We start from the raw sequence: 22,109 nt of genomic DNA, 5'->3' as shown, positions 1-22,109 counted from the left end.
TCGCCCGGGGGAGGGAAGCTCACGCTCCGCCCGTCAGGCTGATTCCCATGGACCACGCATCGCAGGCAACCAGGACCCGACCCCGGGTCGTCATCATCGGTTCGGGCTTCGGCGGGTTGTTCGCCGCACGCGCGCTCAGGCGCGCCGACGTGGACGTCTCGTTGATCGCGAGGACCGGTCACCACCTCTTCCAGCCGCTGCTCTACCAGGTCGCCACCGGCATCCTCTCGCCCGGCGAGATCGCCCCGGCGACCCGGGAGGTGCTGTCCCGGCAACGCAACACGCAGGTGATCCTCGGCGAGGTCGGCGACATCGACCTGGACCGGCGGATGGTCACGGCCAGCACCCTCGGGCGCACGCACCGCCACGGTTACGACCATCTGATCGTTGCGGCCGGCACCGACCAGTCCTGGTTCGGCAACCCGCAGTTCGCGGAGTTCGCACCGGGCCTGAAGAGCGTCGACGACGCGCTGGAGCTGCGCGGGCGCATCTTCGGCGCGTTCGAGCTTGCCGAGCTGGCCGCTGCGCAGGGCCGGCACGAGGACGTGGCACGACTGATGACGTTCGTGGTGGTCGGGGCCGGCGCCACCGGGGTGGAGATGGCCGGGCAGCTCGCCGAACTGTCCGGACGGACGCTACGCCGGGAGTTCCGGCACATCGACCCGGCGGCGTCCCGGGTGATCCTCGTCGATGTCGCCCCCGCCGTGCTCGGCGCGTTCCATCCGCGCCTGCAGGAGAGCTCGCATGCTGCGTTGCAACGGATCGGGATCGAGGTGCGGCTGTCCACCGCCGTGATCGGCGTCGACGCCGACGGTCTCGATCTCGAGGGGCCCGACGGCGAACGCACGCGGGTCGAGGCGGTCACCAAGGTCTGGGCGGCCGGTGTGGCGGCGAACCCGCTCGCCGGGCACCTCGCCGATCAGGTCGGCCTGCGGGTGGACCGGCAGGGCCGGATCCCGGTTGAGGCGGACCTGACCCTCCCCGGGCACCCGGAGGTCCACGTGATCGGGGACATGATCGCCCTGGACAACCTGCCCGGGGTGGCGCAGGTCGCCATCCAGGGGGCTCGGCACGCGGCCGCCGAGATCCGCAGGACCCACCGGGGGGAGCCGACCGGCCGTGCCTTCCGCTACCACGACAAGGGCAGCATGGCCACGATCTCCAGGTTCCGGGCGATCACCCAGATGGGACGGATCCGGCTCACCGGCTTCGTCGCCTGGCTGGCGTGGCTCGCCGTGCACCTGGTGTACATCATCGGATTCAAGTCCCAGGTGACGACGCTGCTGCACTGGATGATCAGCTTCGTCGGCCGCGGCCGGTCCGAACGGACCGTCACCGAGCAGCAGGTGTTCGCCCGCCGAGCACTGGAACGCGCCCGACGCTGACGAGCGCGACCGGTGCCTCAGCCGTACAGGTACTGCGCTGCGGACTGCGGGCTCGGGTGTGCGAACTCGAACCCATCCGCCTGCAGCACCCCGGGCAGCACCCGCTGCGACTGCAGCAGCTCGCCGGCGAACTCCCCGAGGGCGATGCGCAGCGCGAACGCCGGCACCGGCACCACGGCCGGCCGGTGCAGCGCGGCCGCGAGAGTGCGGACGAGGTCGGCGTTGCGGGCCGGCTCGGGGGCGGTCAGGTTCACCGGCCCGGTGACGTCGGAGTCGAGCAGGTGCAGGATCGCGCCGACCTCGTCGGCGAGCGTGATCCACGGCCACCACTGCCGCCCCGATCCCATCGGGCCGCCCACACCGAACCGCAGCAGGAGGTTCAGCCGGCCGAGCGCGCCGCCGGTGCGGCTGAGCACGATCCCGGAGCGCACCACGGCGACCGGCAGACCGGCGTCGACGGCGGGCTGGGTGGCCGCCTCCCAGGAGAGGCAGAGCCCCGACAGGAACGTGGTCCCGGCGGGGTGGTCCTCGCGGACGACGGCCTCGCCCGTGTCTCCGTAGGACCCGACGGCGGAGGCCTGGATCAGCCGGATCGGCTCGTCGCGCCTGCTGATCCGGGTGGCGATCAGCGATGTGCCCGCCACCCGCGAACTGATCAGGTGCGCCTTGCGGGCCGGGGTCCAGCGGCGCTCACCCACACCGGAGCCACCGAGGTTCACGACCCGGGCGACGCCGTCGAACACCTCGTCCGGCAACAGCCCGGAGTCCGGATCCCACCGGACCTCGCCCGGCGCCCGTGGCTCGCGACGCACGAGTACCCGCACCTCGCGGCCCTTTGCCCGCAGGGCGTCGGCCAGCGCGGTCCCGATCAGCCCGGACGCCCCGGCCAGCACCACGGCGTTCCTGTCGGCAGTGTTCATGTCGGCCCTCCCTCGGACGAACTGTGCCATGTTCTGGCACGTGCCGCCGAACGTCGCCGGCCCGTGCCCGTGCCCCTGACGTCCACGGCTTCCCCTGGCGCGAACTGCGGGTGGGTCGGCGCGTGACCCGCGATCCGGGACAGGGGAGGGCCGGTTGCCGCCGACCCGAACCAGACGAAACGGCGACCGTCCCGCGAAGGGGACGGCCGCCGTCGGGCGTTGCTGGTCTGCGAGAGGTGGGTCAGAGGCCCAGGTCGGCCTCGAACGCACCCTCCTCGAGCCGGCTCTTCATCGACATGAGGAACCGGGCCGCGTCCGCGCCGTCCACCAGGCGGTGGTCGTAGGACAGGGCGAGGTAGACCATCGAGCGGACCGCGATGACCTCGGCGCCGTCGGCGTCGGCGACCACCACGGGACGCTTGACGATCGTGCCGACTCCGAGGATGCCGACCTGCGGCTGGAGCAGGATCGGGGTGTCGAACAGGGCGCCACCGCTGCCGGTGTTGGTGATCGTGAAGGTGCCGCCGGACAGCTCGTCCGGGGTGACCTTGTTCGCCCGGGTGCGGGCGGCCAGGTCGGCGATCTTGCGGGCGATGCCGGCGATGTTGAGGTCACCGGCCTCCTTGATGACCGGGACCACGAGGCCACGCTCGGTGTCCACGGCGAGGCCGATGTTCTCGGAGCCGTGGTAGACGATCTCCTCGCCGTCGATGCTGGCGTTGAGCTTCGGGAACTCCTTGAGAGCCTCCGTCGCGGCCAGCGTGAAGAACGGCAGGAACGTCAGCTTCGCACCCTCGCGGGTGGCGAAGTCGTTCTTCGCACGGGCCCGCAGGCGGGCCACCTTCGTGACGTCGACCTCGACCACGGTGGTCAGCTGGGCGGACACCTGCAGCGACTCGACCATCCGGGACGCGACGATCTTGCGCAGCCGGGTCATCTTCTCCCGGGTGCCGCGCAGCGGCGAGACGGCCGGCGTCGACTTCGCAGCCTGCGCGGCCGGAGCCGGGGCGGCCGTGGGAGCGGCGGCTGCGGCCGACTTCGCGGCGGCGGCCTTCTCCGCGGCCTCGGCGGCGGCGAGCACGTCCTGCTTGCGGATGCGGCCACCCACACCGGAACCGGTGACTGAGGACAGTTCCACGCCCTTGTCCGCGGCGAGCTTGCGCACGAGCGGGGTCACGTAGGAGCCGGAACCCTCCTCCGACGACTCGGCCTTGGCGGGCTCCGGCTGGGCCGGCTCGGCCTCGGCGGGCGCCGCGGCCGGGGTCGGAGCCGCCGGAGCTGGGGCGGGCGACGGCGCCGCCGGTGCGGGCGACGCAGCGGCAGGCGCTGGCGACGCGGCAGCCGGGGCCGCCTCGGCCGGGGCCGGTGCCGGCTCGGGCGCCGGAGCGGCCTCGGGCTCGGGTGCGGCCGGGGCGGACGCCGCGGCGGGGGCGGCGGCACCGGAGCCGATGTAGGCGAGCGTGGTGCCGACGTCGACGGTCTCGTCCTCGGCCACCAGGATCTCCAGGACCTTGCCGGCCACGGGGGAGGGGACCTCGGTGTCGACCTTGTCGGTGGAGACCTCGAGCAGGGGCTCGTCCACCTCGATGTCGTCGCCGACCTCCTTCAGCCACCGGGTCACGGTGCCCTCGGTCACGGACTCGCCGAGTGCGGGCAGCGTCACGGCCTGTCGGTCGCCGGAACCGGCGTCGGCGGACGGTGCCGGGGCCTCCTCGGCGGCCGCATCGGCCGCGGCGGGTGCGGCGGTGGGCTTTGGCGCCGCGGCAGGCTCGGGGGCTGCCTCCGGCTCCGGCGCGGCCTCGGCCTGCGGCTCGGGGGCGGCCTCGGCCTGCGGCTCGGGGGCGGCCTTGGCCTGCGGCTCGGGGGCGGCCTCGGCTGCGGGCGCCTCCTCGGCAGCAGCCGCGGGAGCGTCACCCGACTCTCCGCCTCCGGAGCCGTCGCCGATGATCGCCAGGTCGGCGCCCACCTCGACCGTCTCGTCCTCGTCCACCAGGATCTTCTCGACCACGCCGGCCACGGGGGAGGGCACCTCGGTGTCCACCTTGTCGGTGGAGACCTCGAGCAAGGGCTCGTCGACCTCGACCGTCTCACCGACGGCCTTGAGCCAACGGGTCACGGTGCCTTCGGTGACGCTCTCTCCGAGTGCGGGCATCTGCACGGACTGCGACATGACCGGGTGTCTCCTTCTTGGGTGGTCAGTTGTGGGAGTGCAAGGGCTTACCGGCCAGGGCCAACGCGGCCTCGCCCAGCGATTCGTTCTGTGTCGGGTGCGCGTGGATCAGCGAGGCGACGTCCTCGGGGTAGGCCTCCCAGTTCACGATGAGCTGGCCCTCGCCGATCTGCTCGCCCATCCGCGCGCCGAGCATGTGCACGCCGATGATGGGGCCGTCCTTCGCGCGGACGAGCTTCACGAAGCCGGTGGTCTTGAGGATCTGGCTGCGGCCGTTCCCGCCGAGGTTGTACTCGAGGACCTCCACGCCTTCCGCGCCGTGCTGCTCCTTGGCCTGCGCCTCGGTGAGCCCAACGGAGGCGACCTCGGGCTGGCAGTAGGTGACCCGGGGGATCCCGCTCTCGGTGATCGGCGCCGGATCCAGCCCGGCGATCTGCTCCGCCACGAAGATGCCGTGCGCGAACCCGCGGTGCGCGAGCTGCAGCCCGGGAGTGATGTCCCCGACGGCGTAGATGTTGGCGACCCCGGTGTGCAGCTTGTCGTCGGTGAGCACGAAACCACGGTCGAGCCGCAGCCCCTGATCCTCATACCCGAGGTCCGCCGTCGACGGCCCGCGGCCGACGGCCACGAGCAGCAGGTCCGCCTCGTAGGTGGTGCCGTCCTCGAGGGTGACCTTGACGCCGTCCTGGGACTGCTCCACGCCCGCGAAGCGGACGCCGAGGGAGAATGTGATCCCGCGCTTCTTGAAGGCACGCTCCAGACCCTTGCTGAGCGCCTCGTCCTCGTTCGGGACCAGGTGCGGCAGCGCCTCGATGATCGTCACGTCCGCGCCGAAGGACTTCCAGACGCTCGCGAACTCGACGCCGATCACGCCGCCACCGAGGACGATCGCGGTCTTCGGAACCCAGTCCAGCGTCAGCGCCTCCTCGGAGGTGATGACCCGGCCGCCGATCTCCAGCCCGGGCAGCGACTTCGCGTAGGAGCCGGTGGCGAGGACCACGTTGCGGCCGGTGACCCGGCGCCCGTCGACCTCGACGGTGTCCGGCCCGACGAGGCGGCCGTACCCGTTGATCACGTCGATCTTGCGCGAGGAGACCAGGCCCTGCAGGCCCTTGTACAGACGGGCCACCACGGAGTCGCGGTAGGAGTTCACACCGTTGATGTCGATGCCCTCGAACGTCGAGTTGACGCCGAACTGCTCGCTCTCGCGGATCTCGTCGGCGAGCTCACCGGCATGCAGCAGCGCCTTCGTCGGGATGCACCCGCGGTGCAGGCACGTGCCACCGACCTTGTCCGACTCGATCAGCGCGACCGACAGTTCGAGCTCGGCGGCGCGCAGCGCGGCCGCGTAACCACCGCTGCCCGCACCCAGGATGACGACGTCGTAGGCCTCGCCTGGTGCTTGCGTCACGTGTGTCTCCTCGTCCACCGTGCCGGGGCTGCCATGCTTACCGGCTCCGTCCATCTTGGCACTGTCTTCCACACTCACCCAACCAGGTCCGCGACCGGGCCCGTGAGGTTGCTCACCTCAGGCGCCCGCCGCGTCCTCGAGGAGGCTCAGCAGAGTGCGCACCCCGACGCCCGTGCCGCCCTTGGGCACGTAGTGTCGCGGCCCGCCCTCGTTGAACGACGGGCCCGCGATGTCCAGGTGCGCCCAGGGCGTGCTCCCGGCGAACTCCTGGAGGAACAGCCCGGCCACGAGCATGCCGCCGTAGCGCTCGCCCATGTTCGCCAGGTCCGCCATCGGCGTCTTCATGGACGCGCGCAGCTCCTCCGGCAGCGGCATCGGCCAGAACTGCTCGCCGGACCGTTCGGCGGCACCGATGACCGCGCCGCGGACGTCGTCGGAGCCCATCACGGCGCTGACCTGGTTGCCGAGGGCGATCATCTGGGCGCCGGTCAGGGTCGCGATGTCGATGATCGCGTCCGGCTTCTCCTCGCCGGCCGCCACGATCGCGTCCGCCAGGACCAGGCGGCCCTCGGCGTCGGTGTTCAGGACCTCGACGGTCTTGCCGCCGCGGATGGTGATCACGTCGGAGGGCCGCTGCGCGGTGCCCGACGGCATGTTCTCGGCCAGGGCGAGCCACCCGGTGACCTTGATCGGCAGAGCGAGCTCGGCGGCGGCGAGGACGGTGTTCAGCACGGCGGCGGCGCCGGCCATGTCCGACTTCATCGTCTCCATGGACTTCGCGGGCTTGATGGACAGGCCGCCGGAGTCGAAGGTGATGCCCTTGCCGACGAGCGCGTAGTGCTTCTTCACCCGGGCCGGCGCGTAGGTGAGCTTGACCAGTCGCGGCGGCCGGACCGAGCCCTGACCCACGCCGATCAGCCCGCCGTAGCCCCCCTCGCGCAGCGCGGCGTCGTCGAGCACGGTGATCTTCACCTTCGTGCCCTTGACCCGGGCCCGTGCGTGGTCGGCGAACGTCTGCGGGTACAGGTCGTTCGGGGCCGCGTTCACGAGGTTCCGGGTGTCGTGCACCGCGGCGGCGAGCACCCGCGCGCGGGCCACCGCGTCCTTCGCGGTGCTCTTGCGCGCGGACGGCGTCACCAGGGTGATCGTCGCCACGGCGGCAGCGGCGCCCGCACGGTTCCCGCGGTAGTCACCGAACGTGTAGGCGCCGAGCAGGGCACCCTCGGCGACGGCGGCGGCCTGGGCCGCGTCGTCGGCCGGAAGCACCAGGGCCACGGCGGCCGTGCCCGCGAGCTGGCGGGTGGCCGCGCCCGCGGCGCGGCGCAGGTTCTCCGGGGTGGGGGCGCCGTCGGACTTCCTGTCCGAGGTGACCACCCCGAGACCGGTCAGGACGAGCAACGACGCCTTGACGCCGTCGCCGGCCGGGATCTTCGTCACCTCGTCGACGGTGCCCTTCAGGCCGAGGACACCGATCGCGCTCTCCAGGGCGGCGCGGACGGGGCCGGGCAGGGCGTCGGCGCCGAGCAGGCGCGCACCCGTGCCGTCGGGGGTGATCCCGATCACGAGGGCGTCGGTGGCCAGGCGGGCAGGGTCGGAGGAACTCAGCACTAGTTCGGTCACCCGCCCATCGTAGGAGGTCCCGCGGCTCGCGGGCGAAACGGCGCGGATGCGGGTCGATGACCGGGCGGGCACTACCCTGCACGATGTGCCTGTCGTGTCATGGATCATCGTGGGTTGCTGCCTGGTGTTGGCGGTCTGGGCCCTGGTGCTTGCCGTGCGCAACACCTCGGTGACGTTCAACCAGCTCATCGGGGCTGGCGTGATCGAGGTCGCGCTGATCGCGCAGATGATCGTGGCCGGCGTGAGCCTCGGCGGCGGGCACGAACTCGGCGACCCGGTCACCTTCTGGGGTTACCTGATCACGGCTCTGGTGATGATGCCGGTCGCCGCGGTGGTGGCGTTCGCCGAGCGCAGCCGGTGGAGTTCGGTGGTGCTGGCCGTGGCCGCGGCGGTCCTGATCGTGATGCAGATGCGGGTGAACCAGGTATGGATGACGTCGTGACGGCCCCTGAGGACGTGGAGGACACCCGGCGCCCGGCGTACGGGGCGGGCCGGGTCCTCATCTTCGTCTACGGGATCTTCGCCCTCGCCGCGACGGCCCGGGCGACCGTGCAGTTGATCCGGGACTCCTCCGAGGCGATGCTGGCGTACTCCCTGTCCGCGCTGTCCGCGGTCGTCTACGTGCTGGCGACCGTGGCCCTGGCGCACAACGGCCGCCGGATGCGCCGGGTCGGCTGGATCACCGTCTCGTTCGAGTTGGTCGGGGTGCTGACCGTCGGAACCCTGAGCGTGCTGCACCCCGAGTACTTCCCGCGGGACACCGTCTGGTCGAACTTCGGCCAGGGGTACGGCTACGTCCCGCTGGTGCTGCCGATCCTCGGACTGTTCTGGATGTGGCGGTCCAGCCCCGCCCGGATCGCCGCCGGCTGAGGCCTCTGCCGGCCGGTGCGCGCCCCCGTGCCCACATGTCCGTGCCGACCTCCGCTGACCCGAAAGGTGGGTTGGTCCGCACGTGACCCGCATCTCGCGTCAGCGGAGCCGGTGGCGCTGGCGTTCCCCTGACGTGAGATGCGGGTGGGTGGGGGCGTGACTCGCGTTTCGCGCCAGTGGAATGGGTGCCGTGGCTCCGGGCCGGGGTCAGGGGTGGCCCGGGATCGGTAGGGTGAGGGCGTGCCGAGCCCGTATCGCTTCGTCTTCGACAATCTGCTCACCAAGGTCGACCCGGAACGGGCGCACCACGGGGCTGCGACGCTGTTCCGGATCCTCGGGCGGACCCCGGTGCTCCGGGACGCGGTCCGCCTCACGCTCGGCCGTGCGCCGGAGGGCCCCGCACCGCGGCTGTTCGGCCGGCCGACCACCGGGCTGCTCGGGCTTGCCGCCGGCTTCGACAAGGACGCGACGATGGCGGCCGGGCTGGACGCCGTCGGGTTCGGGTTCGTCGAGATCGGCACCGTCACCGCCCGCGCCCAGCCGGGCAACGACCGGCCGCGCCTGTTCCGGATCCCGGAGCGCAAGGCGCTGGTGAACCGGATGGGCTTCAACAATGCCGGGGCCGCGGCCGCCGCGACTCGGCTGCGCAAGCTCCGCAGGACCCCGCACGGGCGCCGGCTCGTGCTCGGGGCGAACATCGGCAAGTCCAAGATCACCCCGGCCGCCGAGGCGGTCGCGGACTACCGCACGTCCGCCCGTGCCCTTGCCCCGTACGTGGACTACATCGTCGTGAACGTGTCCTCACCGAACACCCCGGGCCTGCGGGACCTGCAGCAGACCGAGGCGCTCCGGCCGATCCTGGTCGCCGTACTGGAGACGGCCCGGGCCGCCGCGGCGCGCGAGGTGCCCGTGCTGGTCAAGATCGCGCCGGACCTGGCCGACGCCGACGTCGACGCGGTCGCGGACCTGGCCCGGGAGATCGGTCTGGCCGGCGTGGTCGCGGTGAACACCACCATCAAGCACGAGCTCGGCGCCGGCGGCATGTCCGGCCCGCCGGTGCGCGAACGTGGCATCGAGGTGGTCGCCCGGGTGCGGGCCCGGCTCGCCGAGGACCAGGTGATCATCGGTGTCGGCGGCATCTCCACCCCCGCGGATGCCCGTGCCTACCTGGCCGCGGGGGCGAATGCCCTCCAGGCCTACACGGCGTTCATCTACGGCGGGGCCACCTGGCCCGGGGGAATCAACCGGGCGCTCGGGCAGGGCTGACGAGGCTCGCCGCTAGCCCTCGTCCGGCCGGAGCGCGCCCAGGATCACGTCCAGCCCGAACTCGAACTCCGCGGCGTAGTCGTAACCGGGCTGCGTGACGTGCGCGGCGGCGACCTCGGCCAGGTGCGGATAGGCGTCCGTGGGGAGGGCTTCCATGATCGCGCTCGCGGTGTCGTGGACCTCCTCGGCGGTGGCCGCCAGGCCCTGCTCCTGCAGGACGAACCCGTAGACGTAGCTGTCGATCAGCGAGAACGCGTGCGTGGCCATCGCCACGGAGAACCCGCTCGACCGCAGCACGCCGAGCACGGCATCGTGGTGGCGCAGGGTCGCCGGCCCGGGTTCGCTGCGAGAGTCCATCAGGGCCACTGCCCAGGTATGACGGCGCAGCGCGGCCCTCGCGGAGAGGGCCCGTTCCCGCATGGCCGGCCGCCAGGCGGCGCCCGGATCGGGCAGGTCGATCTCGGCGAACACGGCGTCGACCATCCCGGTGAGCAGGTCGTCGCGGCCGCGCACGTGGTTGTACAGGGACATCGCCTCGACGCCGAGGCTCGCGGCGATCACGCGCATGGTTGCCCCGGCCTCGCCCTTCTCGTCGGCCACGGCCATGGCGGCGGCGATCACGCGCTCACGGGTGAGCGGCGCGCGCCGGTTCGGTGCGCGGCGACGTGCAGTCGGCTCGGCCATCGCAGGTTCCTCTCCCTCGACCCTTGACGTACTTACATCGTAAGCCTATCGTTACTTACAACGTAAGTAGGTGCACCGGAGCGACAGGAGAGCGACATGGGCAGCGACCGGATCAGGCGGGTCTGCATCATCGGGGCCTCTGGAAGACTCGGGCAGTATCTGATCCGGCATGCCCTCGACCGGGGCTACGAGGTGGTCGGCGTGTGCCGTGAGCGCAGCGTCGACAAGCTCGCCGAGTTCGCGGACCGGATCACGATCGTGCCGGGGCAGACGAACGACGCCGCGGTGATCGCCACGGCCGTCGACGGGTGCGACGGGGTGCTCACGGTGCTCGTGCCGTGGGGTGTGCACGGCTACTCCTCCGGCACGGCGCAGGCGGTCCTCGACCACGCCGAGCCCGACGCGCGGCTGATCTTCTCGTGCGGCTGGCACATCACCATGGACGGCCGGGACTCCTACTCGCGGGGCTTCCGACTGATGCTCCGGGTCGCGACCGTGCTGTCCCGCGCGGTGCGAGCGGTGGACATCGACGACCAGGTGGAGGCGTGCCGTCGGATCTTCGCGAGCGACCGGGCCTGGACCGTCGTCCGAGGCAGCGACCTGGAGGAGGGTGAGAGCCAGGGTCTGCCGGTGTGGAGCCGACACGTCGGCGACCCGGTGCTGGAGTCCAACCGGACCCGCCGCACCGACTTCGCGCTGTTCATGGTCGCCGCTCTCACCGACGAGGACCTGATCCGCCAGGCCCCAGCGATCGTCGGCCGTCTCACGCCGAGCGCGCTCGCCTCTGCCGGTGCGGCTCCGACGCAGGCGGCTCCGGCCGAGCCGGCCCGGCCCGAGCCCCGACCGACCGGGGACGCTCCCTCGTCGACCTGAGCTCCGCCGTCGTAGTCTCGAACCATGACCGCAGAACCGCTGCGCGCGGAGGACGTTGAGCTGTTCGAGGACTTCCGGGGTCGCCTGGAGGCGATCGCGTACCGGCTGCTCGGATCGGCCAGCGAGGCCGAGGATGCCGTTCAGGAGACGTTCCTGCGGTGGCAGGGCGCCGACCGTTCGGGGATCCGGGTGCCGCAGGCCTGGCTGACCCGGGTGCTCACGAACCTGTGCCTGACGATGCTGACGTCCGCCCGGGCCCGGCGCGAGATCTATGTGGGGGAGTGGCTCCCGGAGCCGGTCCTGGACGGGGACCCGATGCTCGGCCCGGCCGAGACCGCGGAGCAGCGCGAGTCCGTCTCGACGGCGGTGCTCACCCTGCTCGAGCGGCTCACCCCGAACGAGCGAGCCGTGTACGTGCTCCGGGAGGCGTTCGGCTACCCGCACGCCGAGATCGCCGAGATCCTCGACATCACCGAGGCGTCCAGTCAGCAGGTACTGCACCGAGCGAGGGCGCACCTGGACGTGCCCAAGCCCCGCACCGCCGTCGACCGGGTCGCCGCGCGGGAGGTCGTCGAGGAGTTCCTGACCGCCGCTGCCAGCGGCCGCACCGAGCCGCTCGTGCGGCTGCTCACGGCGGACGTGCTGGGCGCGGGCGACGGCGGTGGGCGGATCCCGGCGCGGCGCAAGGCCTTCTCCGGTGCCGCCACGGTGGCGAAGTTCCTGCGCGGGCTGTTCCGACGGACGGACGCGAAGTTCGCCATCTTCGGCGGCAAGCCCGAGTTCTTCGCCGCGGTGGTCAACGGCAGCCCGGCGGCCATGGTCGTGGTGGACGGCCGGGTGGTCGGGGTGATGATCCTGGAGCTGACCGACGACGGCGTCGACGCGGTGCTCAGCCAGGTGAACCCGGACAAGCTCGGCCGGGCGGCCCGGTGGTGGGCGCAGACCGAGCATGGGGAGCCCATCGACGTCGGACTGTGAACCACATCACCTCCCCGCAGGTGTCAGGGATTGCGGGCGCACCCGGTTCAGGAGGGACAACCCACCCGAAGGAGCTGCTCCCATGAAGCCGATGAAGCACAAGATCGTGATCCTCGGCGCCGGCTACGCCGGTGCCTCCGTGACCGGACGACTGGCCCGCCGACTGCACGCCGACGACGTCGAGATCACCCTGATCAATGCGGAGCCAGACTTCGTCGAGCGCGTCCGGATGCACCAGCTCGCGACGGGTGCGGACCTGCGGCCGCTCCCGCTGCGCGACGCCTTCACCGGATCGGGCGTGCGGGTGCGCGTGGGCCGGGTGGCTTCCGTGGACGTGGAGGCCAGGACGGTCTCCTTCGCCGAGCCCGACGGCGAGCACTCGCTCGCGTACGACACGCTCGTGTACGCGCTCGGCAGCGCCCAGAACGACGGCGGTGTGCCCGGCGTGGCCGAGTACGCCCACGAGATCGCGAGCAGGCCGGGCGCGCTGCGGCTGCGCGAGCGCCTCGCCGCGCTCGGGCCCGGTGGCCGCGTGGTGGTGGTCGGGGGCGGGCTGACCGGGATCGAGGCCGTCACCGAGATCGCCGAGTCCCGGCCGGACCTGGACGTCGCGCTGACCGCGCGCGGCAGACTCGGCGACTGGCTCTCGCCCGCGGGGCGACGGCACCTGCGCCGGGTCGTCGGCCGGCTCGGCATCACGGTGCACGAGGGCGCCGACGTGGCCGGCGTCGGCGAGGCCGGCGTGGTGACCACCGACGCCGTCGCGATCGGCGCCGACGTCACCGTCTGGACCGGTGGGTTCACCGCGCACCCGATCGCGGCCGCATCGGCTCTGACCGTCACCGACCGCGGGCGGATCGTGGTGGACGACGCGATGCGGTCGGTCTCCCACGCCGGCGTCTACGCCGTCGGCGACGCCGGTCAGGCCCGTGGACCCAAGGACAACCTGCTGCGGATGTCCTGCGCGTCCGGCATCCCGATGGCCTGGCGGGCAGCGGACTCGATCGTGGCCGAGCTGACCGGGGCCGGGGCGCCGCGGATCCCGCTGTCCTACGTGCAGCAGTGCATCAGCCTCGGTCGGCGCGACGGCCTGATCCAGCTGGTGACCTCCGACGACCGCGCCCGATCCTTCGCCCTGACCGGACGGTTCGCCGCTCGGTACAAGGAGATGATCTGCCGGGGGGCCGGACTGGTCGGGCGCGGCGCACCGCTGCCCTACCCGGCGCGACGGCGCCGCCTGGGCCAGGCGACGCCGTCGAGCGGGCGTTCGGCTCGTGACGAGCCGGTCGCGGCTCAGACCAGCCGGGACTTCGGCGAGACGCTGTAGGTCTTCTCGGAGTCGCGGACCACGGTGTCGCCGAGGGCCTCGTCGATCCGGGTGAGCACGGCCTGGTCGAGGGTGACCCCTGAGGCGGCGACGTTCTCGGCCACCTGCTCCGGCCGGGACGCCCCGATCAGCGCCGCGGCGACGTTGTCGTTCTGCAGCACCCAGGCCACCGCGAGCTGGGCCATCGTCAGGTTCAGCTCCTCGGCGATCGGGCGCAGGTCCTGGACCCGGCGGAGCAGCTCCTCGCGGCCGAGCATCCCGGAGATCATCTGCGCGCCGCCCTTGTCGTCGGCGGCCCGGGAGCCCTCCGGCGCGGGGGAGCCGGGCAGGTACTTGCCGGTCAGGATGCCCTGCGCCACCGGGGACCAGACGATCTGGGAGATGCCGAGCTCGGCGCTGGTGGGGACCACCTTCTCCTCGATCACCCGCCACACCATCGAGTACTGCGGCTGGGAGGAGATCAGCTGGACGCCGAGGTCCTTCGCCAGCGCGTGCCCGGCGCGCAGCTGCTCCGCGGTCCACTCGCTGACGCCGATGTAGAGCGCCTTGCCGGAGCGGACCACGTCGGCGAACGCCTGCATCGTCTCCTCGAGCGGCGTCTCGTAGTCGTAGCGGTGTGCCTGGTACAGGTCCACGTAGTCGGTGCGCAGCCGGCGCAGGGAGCCGTTGATCGACTCTATGATGTGCTTGCGGGACAGGCCGGTGTCGTTCGGGCCCTTCGGGCCGGTCGGGAAGTAGACCTTCGTGAAGATCTCCAGGGACTCCCGGCGCTGCCCGGCAAGGGCGTCCCCGAGGACCTCCTCGGCCTTGAGGTTGGCGTAGGTGTCCGCCGTGTCGAAGGTGGTGATGCCCGCGTCCAGGGCGGCGTTCACACACGCCGTCGCGGCGTCGTTCTCCACCTGGGAGCCGTGGGTGAGCCAGTTGCCGTAGGTGATCTCGCTGATCTTCAGGCCGGAGTTGCCGAGGTATCGAAAATGCATCTCACGATCCTATGACCGACCCGACGGCCCGCCGACCACGGCGCGGCTCCGCCACGACCGTGCCCGGCGTCAGTGGCCGGGATGCGCAGCCGGGGTCAGCGGGGGTACTCGCCGCGCTTGACCTGCGGCTTCGGCATGCGCGTGCGGCGCAGCTGGAAGGCGCGCATGACCGTATACATCATGGTCCGCTTGGCGCGGTCCTCACCGAACTTCTCGCGCAGCTGGCGGCGCACCCGGAACGCGGCGATCAGGGCGTCGACCAGTGCGATCGCGACGATCGCGTACAGCGCGAGGATCGCTGTGACGCCGATCGCGGCCCAGCTCGCGTTGAACGTGGAGATCAGCAGGATGACCACGATCGCGCCGGACAGCGGCAGGAACAGCTCGCCGAGGCTGAACCGGGCGTCGATGTAGTCACGCACGTACCGGCGCACCGGGCCGCGGTGCTGGGCGGGGAGGTCCTCCTCCTTGCCCGTGATCATCGCCTCGTTCATCCGGGCGCGGGCGGCGTTCATCTTCTCGCGCTCGGCCCGGCGGGCGGCGCCGCGGTCCGTCGGCACGAGGGGACGCTTGTTGGCGGCCTCAGCGACCTTCCGTCTGGGCGTGGGCCGTCCCTTACCGGATGGAGGCGCCTCGATCTCTTCAACGATGGGGGCTTCCTCGTCCTTCTTGCGTCCGAACACGATCATGAGTTTAGTCGAGGCGGACAGGTGCCACTGCCGACGTGGTCACGGCCCCGGGTCGAAGGTGAGGGTCCCGCGTATCAGGGCGGCCATCGGTGCCCCCTCGTACCGCTCGACGACGGCGAGGGCCAGGTCGATCCCGTGCACACCACCGGTGCAGGTGAGCAGGTCGCCGTCGTCCAGGGTGGTCGCGCCGACGTCCAGCAGCGCGCTCGGCTCGAGCCCGAGCAGCGTCCGCCGGGAGTCCGGGTGCGCGGCGACCGCCCGGCCGGCCAACAGCCCCGCGGCGGCCAGCGCGAGACTCCCGCTGCCGACGCCGACCAGCAGGGCCGTGCCCGGCCGGGTCCGCCGCAACCAGGCCAGGTGCTCGCGGTCGCGGGTGAGGCGACGCACCCCCGGCCCGCCGGGATGGATCAGCACGTGCATGGTGCCGGCGTCGTCGGCATCCCCGGCCGGCACCAGGTGCAGGCCGGTCGAGGACCGCACCGGCAGCCCGTCGTGGGAGAACAGGATCACGTCCGGACGCAGCGCACTGCGCGCACCCCACGTGCTGAGCACCCGGTGCGGGCCGACCACGTCCAGTTCGTCCACGCCGTCGAAGACCAGGATGCCCACCCGGATCGGTGAGGCCGTCGTCACGGACCCGATGATCCCACCAACCGTGGCCGGCGCCCAGTGGGGCCAGGTGGGTATCCGCACCTGGGAGACTGACCGGGTGCGCGTCGTGATCGCCCCCGACCATTTCGGTGGCCCGTTGAGTTCCCGGGTGGCCACGGCCGCCCTCGCCCAGGGTTGGACCGAGCGGGGGCACGAGGTGGTCGGGGTGCCGATGAGCGACGGCGGAGCCGGCCTGGTCGAGGCCGTCCACGCCGCTCGGGGCGGGGACCTGGTGGCCCTCACCCTGCCGGGCGCGGTCGGGGTCGCGGACCGACCGGCGACCGTGCTGCACGTGCCCGGCCGCAGCGGCGGCACCGCCTACGCCGAGGCCTCCGTGGCGCTCGACGGCGTGGGCACCGCCGCGGACCCGCTGACCCTCGCGCGCGGCGGCTCGAGCGCCGCCGCCGCGGACCTGCTCGTGGGTGCGTTGGGCACGGGCGCGCGCCGCGTGGTGCTGGGCGTGGGCGCCGTCGCGGTGCACGACGGCGGAGCAGGCTTCCTGAGTCGGCTCACCGACCTGGTGGGGGAGTCGGGCGGCGCCGCGCCCACCGAGGGCGCCGCTCTCGGGGCGCGGCTGCCCGCGCTGCGCCGCGCCCTGGCCGGTACCGAGATCGTCGTGGCCGCGGCCACGGACATCCCGCTCCTCGGCCTGCACGGCGCCGGGGCCTCCCTGAGTGAACGACCCGGCATCGACGCGGCCGACGCCCAGGCGATCGAACGGGACGTGGCCGCGTTCGCCGCCGACCTCGAGGAGGCCGCGGCCCGTGCCGCCGATGGTGCGGCCACGCGCGGCTCCGGCGCCGGGAGCGACCTGCTCGCAGGTGCGCGTGCACATGCGGGCCATCGGCATGCGGAGCGGCCCGCGCCGGCCCGCCGGGCCACGTACTCCGGGGCCGGAGGCGGGCTCGCGTTCGCCCTGGCCCTGCTCGGGGCACGGGTCCTCGCCGGCTCGGACGTGGTGGCGACCGAGGTCGGCCTCGACGACCGGATCGCCGACGCGGATCTCGTCGTGACCGGCACGGCCGTCCTCGACGGTGACGCCCTCCACGAAGGGGTTCCGGCCGCCGTCGGCAGCCGTGCCATGACGCACGGCCTGCCCGTGGTGGCGATCGCCCACGAGGTCCATGTGAACCGGCGCGAGCTCGCCCGGGTCGGCATCAGCGCCGCGTACCCCGTTCTTGACACGCCGCTGTCGCCGACGGGCGGAACCGAGGTCGACAGGACCGACGCACTGTCCGCGCTGCGGGCGCGCGGGGACCGGGTGGCCCGCTCCTGGGGCAGGTGACGTACTCTGGTCTGGACGCCATGAGCGGACGCGGGAACAACTTCGCCCGATCGGTGCGTTACCACTGAGGAGAATGCCGGCGACCGTGTCCGGCGGGCACACCACATCGGAGATGACGATGACCGAGACCACCACCGAGACCCTCGAGCACGAGGTCGCCCTGACCGACTTCGCCGCGTCCAAGGTGAAGTCGCTGCTGTCCCAGGAGGACCGCGACGACCTGCGCCTGCGCGTGGCCGTGCAGCCCGGCGGCTGTTCCGGCCTGATCTACCAGCTCTACTTCGACGACCGCTACCTCGACGGCGACGCCGTCCGGGACTTCGAGGGCGTCGAGGTCATCGTCGACAAGATGAGCGTGCCCTACCTCACCGGCGCCACCATCGACTTCGCGGACACGATCGAGAAGCAGGGCTTCACGATCGACAACCCGAACGCCGGCGGCTCCTGCGCATGCGGCGACTCGTTCCACTGAGCCGCCCCCGGAACTAACGGCTGCGCCCCTCGTCCGCAGCGGACGAGGGGCGCAGCCGTCTGCTGTCCCCGACCCGACCAACTACGAATCGAGCCCATCCACGTGAGTCTGTCCCGCCGCCGTCCCCTTCCGCTCCTGATCGCCGGTGCCACGGCGGCCGCCCTGCTCCTCGCGGGCTGCTCCGGCGGCGACGACGACGGCGGCGACCCCACGCCGTCGCAGTCCGAGAGCGGCGGCGCCGAGGTCACCGAGGGTAGCGAGGGCATGCCGCAGGCCTCGGGGCAGTTCGGCGAGTCCCCGAACTTCACGTTCCCCGACAGCGCTCCGCCCGAAGGCCTGCAGGTCGACGTCCTCTCGGAGGGCGACGGACCCGTGGTGGAGCCGAACGCCGTCGTGACCGCGAACTACTACGGCATCGTCTGGGGCTCCGACACCCAGTTCGACGACTCCTACAGCCGCGGCGCCCCGAGCATGTTCGGGCTCACCCAGGTGGTCCAGGGCTGGACCGACGGGATCCCCGGCCATGCCGTGGGCTCCAGGCTGCTGATCAGCATCCCGCCGGACCTGGGCTACGGGCCGCAGGGCGGGAACCCGGACGCGGGCATCGGCGCGGAGGACACCATCGTGTTCATCATCGACCTGGTCGAGACGTATAACCCGGGCGACGCCGGCCAGGCCGACGCGGAGCCCACGCCGGAGGCGGCCGACGCTCCGGTCGTCATCGACGGCGCACTGGGGGAGCCGGTGACGTTCACGATCGCCGAGGGGGCGGCCGAGCCGACCGAGCTGACCGTCATCGTCCTGGCCACCGGCACCGGTGAGCCCGTGGCGAGCCAGCAGAGCGTCGCCGTCGCGTACGCGTTCTCGTACTGGGACGGCAGCGGGACCGGCTCCAGCTGGGGCTGGGACGGCGCGGACCCGGAGGGCCCGTTCTCGGCGTTCGCCGGCCAGGGCACGATCGTGGACGCCACCCTGGACGTGCCGGTGGGCTCACGGGTGCTGGTGCTGGCACCGGCGACCGAACAGGCTCCGGCGAGCGCCGCTGTCATCGACGTGCTCGGCACCGCCTGAGCGACGATCTCGACGGACGCCCCCGGAATCCGACCCTGGGGCGTCCATCCGAGCGGGTCCTGACGCACGCACCGGCCCGTTGGGGATAGGGTGGGCGAGGCTGGTGAGAACTTCGTGACGGACACCCTGAAGGTGTCCAAAAAACCTAGTGATCACGCGGCCGAACTTGCAGATCGTTGTGACGTCGGAAGGCTTGAAGATCGTGTCATCGCCCTCTTCTCGACACCCGAAACGCCGCGCTGCGGCGCTCGGCGTGGTCGGGCTCGTTACCGCCGCAGTTCTGGGTGGTTGCTCCGCCGAGCAGGTGGGTCGCGGTTGGATGCCGACGGTCCCCGGCATGACCGAGCACACCGACGACGTCGTCGCGTTGTGGACCGGTTCCTGGATCGCCGCGCTCATCATCGGCGTGCTCGTGTGGGGGCTGCTCATCTGGTGCGTGATCGTCTACCGCAAGCGCAAGGACGACAACCGCCTGCCCGTGCAGCTGCGCTACCACCTACCGCTGGAGTTGCTCTACACCTTCGTTCCGATCGTCATGGTCGGCGTGCTGTTCTACTACACGGCAACCCTGCAGGAGGAGATCACCGACACCTCCGCGGAGGCCGACGTCCACATCGAGGTGTACGGACGGCAGTGGTCCTGGGACTTCAACTACCAGGACGCCGACGTGTGGGACTCCGGTGAGCCGGCCGCGCTGGACCTCAGCGACATGGCCGTGACAGAGGAACTGCCCACGCTGTACCTGCCCGTCGACCAGACGGTCGAGTTCACGATCCGCAGCCGCGACGTGGCGCACTCGTTCTGGGTGCCGGCGTTCCTGTACAAGATCGACATGCTGCCCGGCGAGGTGAACACCTTCCAGGTGACCCCGGGCGTCGAGGGCGAGTGGCTCGGCAAGTGCGCCGAGCTGTGCGGCCAGTACCACGGCTACATGCTGTTCAACGTGGCCGTCGTCTCCCAGGCGGAGTTCGACGCGCACATGGCCGAGCTGGAGGAGGCCGGCCAGACCGGCCAGCTGGGTCCGGAGTACGACCGGCAGAACCCGGCGAACCTGACCGGCGCCGAAGAAGGAGCTGACCACTGATGGCCACCATCGAGGACACGCCGCAGGCGCACGTCGAGACGGTGCCGGGCCTTCCCCCTGAGCGTCAGAAGCTCGGTCGGACCGTCATCAAGTGGGTCACGTCCACCGACCACAAGACGATCGGGTACCTGTACCTGATCACCTCCTTCATCTTCTTCTGCATCGGCGGCGTGCTCGCGCTGCTGATCCGGGCCGAACTGTTCGAGCCGGGCGTGCAGATCGTCAGCAGCGCCGAGCAGTACAACCAGTTGTTCACGATGCACGGCACGATCATGCTGCTGCTGTTCGCGACGCCGCTGTTCGTCGGGTTCGGCAACGTCCTGGTGCCGCTCCAGATCGGTGCCCCGGACGTGGCGTTCCCGCGGCTGAACATGTTCGCGTACTGGCTGTTCCTGTTCGGCGGGATCATCGCCTGCGCCGGCTTCCTCACCCCGAAGGGTGCGGCGAGCTTCGGCTGGTTCGCATACGCGCCGTTGTCGAACGCGACCTATTCCGACGGCCTCGGTGGTGACCTATGGGTCATGGGTCTGGCGATGACCGGTTTCGGCACGATCTTCGGGTCGGTCAACTTCATCACCACGATCCTGTGCATGCGGGCCCCGGGCATGACGATGTTCCGGATGCCCATCTTCACCTGGAACATCCTGCTCACCTCGGTGCTCGCGCTGATGGCGTTCCCGATCCTCGCCGCCGCCCTGTTCGGGCTCGGCGCCGACCGGATCCTCGGCTCCCAGATCTTCGCCGCCGAGAACGGTGGGGCCATGCTCTGGCAACACCTGTTCTGGTTCTTCGGACACCCGGAGGTCTACATCATCGCGTTGCCGTTCTTCGGCATCGTCTCGGAGATCCTGCCGGTGTTCTCCCGCAAGCCGATCTTCGGCTACAAGGGCCTCATCTTCGCCACCATCTCGATCGCCGGCCTGTCAGTGACCGTGTGGGCCCACCACATGTTCTCCACCGGCCAGGTGCTGCTGCCCTTCTTCTCCGTGATGACGATGGCGATCGCGGTGCCCACCGGTGTGAAGTTCTTCAACTGGATCGGCACGATGTGGCGCGGGAAACTCACGTTCCAGTCGCCGATGCTGTGGTCCATCGGGTTCCTCGCCACATTCCTCTTCGGTGGCCTCACCGGCGTGATCCTGGCCAGCCCACCGCTGGACTTCCACGTCACCGACACGTACTTCGTGGTGGCGCACTTCCACTACGTCGTGTTCGGCACCGTGGTGTTCGCGATGTTCGCCGGGTTCTACTTCTGGTGGCCGAAGTTCACCGGCAGGATGCTGGACGACAAGCTCGGCAAGCTCCACTTCTGGCTGTTGTTCATCGGCTTCCACGGCACCTTCCTGATCCAGCACTGGCTCGGCGTGCTCGGGATGCAGCGCCGGGTCCCGGACTACCTGCCCGAGCCCGACTTCGTGCTGTTCAACCAGATCTCCACGGTCTCCTCGGTGCTGCTGGCGCTGTCGACGCTGCCGTTCCTGTGGAACGTCTACAAGACCTGGCGGCACGCGCCGCTGGTCACGGTCGACGACCCGTGGGGCTACGGCGCCTCGCTCGAGTGGGCCACCTCCAGCCCGCCCCCGCGGCACAACTTCACGTCCCTGCCCCGGATCCGGTCCGAGCGTCCCGCCTTCGACCTGCACCACCCGGAGGTCGCCGCGCTCGATCACGCGGAACCGGACAAGGACATCCTCGATCAGATCTACGGCAACGCCGAGATGGCCGGCCACAAGGCCCAGGTCGACGAGCGAGCAGCCCGGCAGCGGCAGGAAGGGACGGACAAGTGAGCAGGGGTCACACGCCCAAGAGTGCCAAGAAGAACTCCCCGCTCGGGGTGGAGAAGTGGTTCTTCCTCCTCGGCTTGGTCTTCTTCGTGCCGGTCTTCCTGCTGTACGGACTCTGGTCCCACTGGGAGCCGATCGGTTCGATGGCCCTCGGTCTGATCATTGGCATGTGGGGCATGGTCGGTGTCTATCTGTGGCGCGTCGGGTCGCGGATCGACGAACGCCCCGAGGACGACCCGTACGCCGAGGTCACGGCCGACTCCGACTACGGTGTGTTCTCCCCGTGGAGCTGGTGGCCGCTCGTGCTCGGGATCGCCGCTGCCCTGGTGTTCCTCGGCGTGGCCGTCGGCTGGTGGCTGGCCGGTATCGGAGTGGCACTGGGCGTCATCGGCCTCGTCGGCCAGGTCCTGGAGTTCAGTCGCGGACAGCACGCCCACTGAGCGGCGCCTGAGCCCACGTTCGCCGAAGGGTCCGTACCGAGATCGGTACGGACCCTTTCGCATGCTACAGAGACAAGGGGAGCCCGGGGTGCGCAGCGGGACACCCGCGATCCACCTGGTGCAGCTCGGCGAAGGCCGCGTCCCTCGCC

At 71.4% G+C, this 22,109-nt stretch carries 21 protein-coding genes; 13 read left to right on the top strand and 8 right to left on the bottom strand.

Annotated features, from left to right (window positions below; all coding sequences use genetic code 11):
• Positions 1–47 precede the first annotated feature (47 nt).
• Entirely contained in the window at positions 48–1,385 is a 1,338-nt protein-coding gene (locus tag GKS42_RS14085) for an NAD(P)/FAD-dependent oxidoreductase (RefSeq protein WP_154794392.1), read from the top strand.
• A 17-nt stretch (positions 1,386–1,402) separates the two neighbouring features.
• On the opposite strand, the gene GKS42_RS14080 is transcribed toward GKS42_RS14085, so the two are convergent.
• The 4 genes from GKS42_RS14080 to GKS42_RS14065 all read right to left on the bottom strand — a co-directional run bounded on the left by GKS42_RS14080 (position 1,403) and on the right by GKS42_RS14065 (position 7,506).
• Complete coding sequence (locus GKS42_RS14080) at positions 1,403–2,305, bottom strand: TIGR01777 family oxidoreductase (RefSeq protein WP_154794391.1); 903 nt, start codon at positions 2,303–2,305, stop codon at positions 1,403–1,405.
• 241 nt (positions 2,306–2,546) lie between these two features.
• Positions 2,547–4,475 (bottom strand): 2-oxoglutarate dehydrogenase, E2 component, dihydrolipoamide succinyltransferase, encoded by a 1,929-nt coding sequence (sucB, locus tag GKS42_RS14075; protein WP_154794390.1) that lies wholly within the window; start codon positions 4,473–4,475, stop codon positions 2,547–2,549.
• Between the two features lie 25 nt (positions 4,476–4,500).
• The gene (gene lpdA, locus GKS42_RS14070; RefSeq protein WP_232847674.1) at positions 4,501–5,886 is read right to left on the bottom strand and encodes a dihydrolipoyl dehydrogenase; all 1,386 of its coding nucleotides are present in this window, start codon (positions 5,884–5,886) and stop codon (positions 4,501–4,503) included.
• A gap of 117 nt (positions 5,887–6,003) precedes the next feature.
• Positions 6,004–7,506, bottom strand: a complete 1,503-nt coding sequence (locus GKS42_RS14065) for a leucyl aminopeptidase (protein WP_232847673.1) — start codon at positions 7,504–7,506, stop codon at positions 6,004–6,006.
• Positions 7,507–7,591: 85 nt separating this feature from the next.
• On the opposite strand from GKS42_RS14065, the gene GKS42_RS14060 reads away from it, so the two are divergent.
• From GKS42_RS14060 to GKS42_RS14050, 3 genes are all read left to right on the top strand, one after another.
• Complete coding sequence (locus tag GKS42_RS14060) at positions 7,592–7,948, top strand: hypothetical protein (protein ID WP_154794387.1); 357 nt, start codon at positions 7,592–7,594, stop codon at positions 7,946–7,948.
• Positions 7,945–8,376, top strand: a complete 432-nt coding sequence (locus GKS42_RS14055; RefSeq protein WP_232847672.1) for a hypothetical protein — start codon at positions 7,945–7,947, stop codon at positions 8,374–8,376. The genes GKS42_RS14060 and GKS42_RS14055 overlap by 4 nt, the downstream gene beginning before the upstream one ends.
• A 240-nt stretch (positions 8,377–8,616) precedes the next feature.
• Entirely contained in the window at positions 8,617–9,642 is a 1,026-nt protein-coding gene (locus GKS42_RS14050) for a quinone-dependent dihydroorotate dehydrogenase (protein ID WP_154794385.1), read from the top strand.
• 12 nt (positions 9,643–9,654) lie between these two features.
• Here GKS42_RS14050 and GKS42_RS14045 read toward each other — a convergent pair whose 3' ends face one another.
• Entirely contained in the window at positions 9,655–10,326 is a 672-nt protein-coding gene (locus GKS42_RS14045) for a TetR/AcrR family transcriptional regulator (RefSeq protein ID WP_154794384.1), read from the bottom strand.
• A 96-nt stretch (positions 10,327–10,422) separates the two neighbouring features.
• Here GKS42_RS14045 and GKS42_RS14040 point away from each other — a divergent pair, with 96 nt between their 5' ends.
• From GKS42_RS14040 to GKS42_RS14030, 3 genes are all read left to right on the top strand, one after another.
• A complete protein-coding gene (locus GKS42_RS14040) occupies positions 10,423–11,199 on the top strand; it encodes an NAD(P)-dependent oxidoreductase (RefSeq protein WP_154794383.1) in 777 nt (258 codons plus the stop codon).
• A 24-nt stretch (positions 11,200–11,223) separates the two neighbouring features.
• Complete coding sequence (gene sigJ, locus GKS42_RS14035) at positions 11,224–12,177, top strand: RNA polymerase sigma factor SigJ (protein ID WP_154794382.1); 954 nt, start codon at positions 11,224–11,226, stop codon at positions 12,175–12,177.
• Between the two features lie 82 nt (positions 12,178–12,259).
• Positions 12,260–13,504 (top strand): NAD(P)/FAD-dependent oxidoreductase, encoded by a 1,245-nt coding sequence (locus GKS42_RS14030; RefSeq protein WP_232847671.1) that lies wholly within the window; start codon positions 12,260–12,262, stop codon positions 13,502–13,504.
• Here GKS42_RS14030 and GKS42_RS14025 read toward each other — a convergent pair.
• The 3 genes from GKS42_RS14025 to GKS42_RS14015 form a co-directional block, all read right to left on the bottom strand.
• Entirely contained in the window at positions 13,471–14,484 is a 1,014-nt protein-coding gene (locus tag GKS42_RS14025) for an aldo/keto reductase family protein (protein ID WP_154794381.1), read from the bottom strand. The two genes, GKS42_RS14030 and GKS42_RS14025, sit on opposite strands and share 34 nt — an antisense overlap.
• A gap of 95 nt (positions 14,485–14,579) precedes the next feature.
• On the bottom strand, positions 14,580–15,173 hold the full coding sequence (locus tag GKS42_RS14020) for a DUF3043 domain-containing protein (protein ID WP_231955763.1): 594 nt from the start codon (positions 15,171–15,173) through the stop codon (positions 14,580–14,582).
• A gap of 39 nt (positions 15,174–15,212) precedes the next feature.
• Positions 15,213–15,806, bottom strand: coding sequence for a DJ-1/PfpI family protein (locus GKS42_RS14015; RefSeq protein WP_168217838.1), 594 nt, complete (start codon positions 15,804–15,806; stop codon positions 15,213–15,215).
• Between GKS42_RS14015 and GKS42_RS14010 the strand changes: the two genes are divergently transcribed.
• The 6 genes from GKS42_RS14010 (at position 15,775) to GKS42_RS13985 (ending at position 21,960) form a co-directional block, all read left to right on the top strand.
• Positions 15,775–17,109, top strand: a complete 1,335-nt coding sequence (locus GKS42_RS14010) for a glycerate kinase (RefSeq protein ID WP_154794379.1) — start codon at positions 15,775–15,777, stop codon at positions 17,107–17,109. The two genes, GKS42_RS14015 and GKS42_RS14010, sit on opposite strands and share 32 nt — an antisense overlap.
• 118 nt (positions 17,110–17,227) lie before the next feature.
• A complete protein-coding gene (erpA, locus tag GKS42_RS14005; protein ID WP_154794378.1) occupies positions 17,228–17,581 on the top strand; it encodes an iron-sulfur cluster insertion protein ErpA in 354 nt (117 codons plus the stop codon).
• Between the two features lie 102 nt (positions 17,582–17,683).
• On the top strand, positions 17,684–18,652 hold the full coding sequence (locus tag GKS42_RS26935) for an FKBP-type peptidyl-prolyl cis-trans isomerase (protein ID WP_154794377.1): 969 nt from the start codon (positions 17,684–17,686) through the stop codon (positions 18,650–18,652).
• A 148-nt stretch (positions 18,653–18,800) separates the two neighbouring features.
• Entirely contained in the window at positions 18,801–19,736 is a 936-nt protein-coding gene (ctaC, locus tag GKS42_RS13995) for an aa3-type cytochrome oxidase subunit II (protein WP_435529624.1), read from the top strand.
• Positions 19,736–21,523 (top strand): aa3-type cytochrome oxidase subunit I, encoded by a 1,788-nt coding sequence (gene ctaD / locus GKS42_RS13990; RefSeq protein ID WP_154794375.1) that lies wholly within the window; start codon positions 19,736–19,738, stop codon positions 21,521–21,523. The genes ctaC and ctaD overlap by 1 nt, the downstream gene beginning before the upstream one ends.
• Positions 21,520–21,960 (top strand): cytochrome c oxidase subunit 4, encoded by a 441-nt coding sequence (locus GKS42_RS13985; RefSeq protein ID WP_154794374.1) that lies wholly within the window; start codon positions 21,520–21,522, stop codon positions 21,958–21,960. Before ctaD ends, GKS42_RS13985 begins: the two co-directional genes overlap by 4 nt.
• Positions 21,961–22,109 lie beyond the last annotated feature (149 nt).

The sequence above is a fragment of the Occultella kanbiaonis genome (assembly GCF_009708215.1).
Taxonomy (GTDB): Bacteria; Actinomycetota; Actinomycetes; order Actinomycetales; family Beutenbergiaceae; genus Occultella; species Occultella kanbiaonis.
This window is presented reverse-complemented; position numbering and strand designations above follow the sequence as displayed.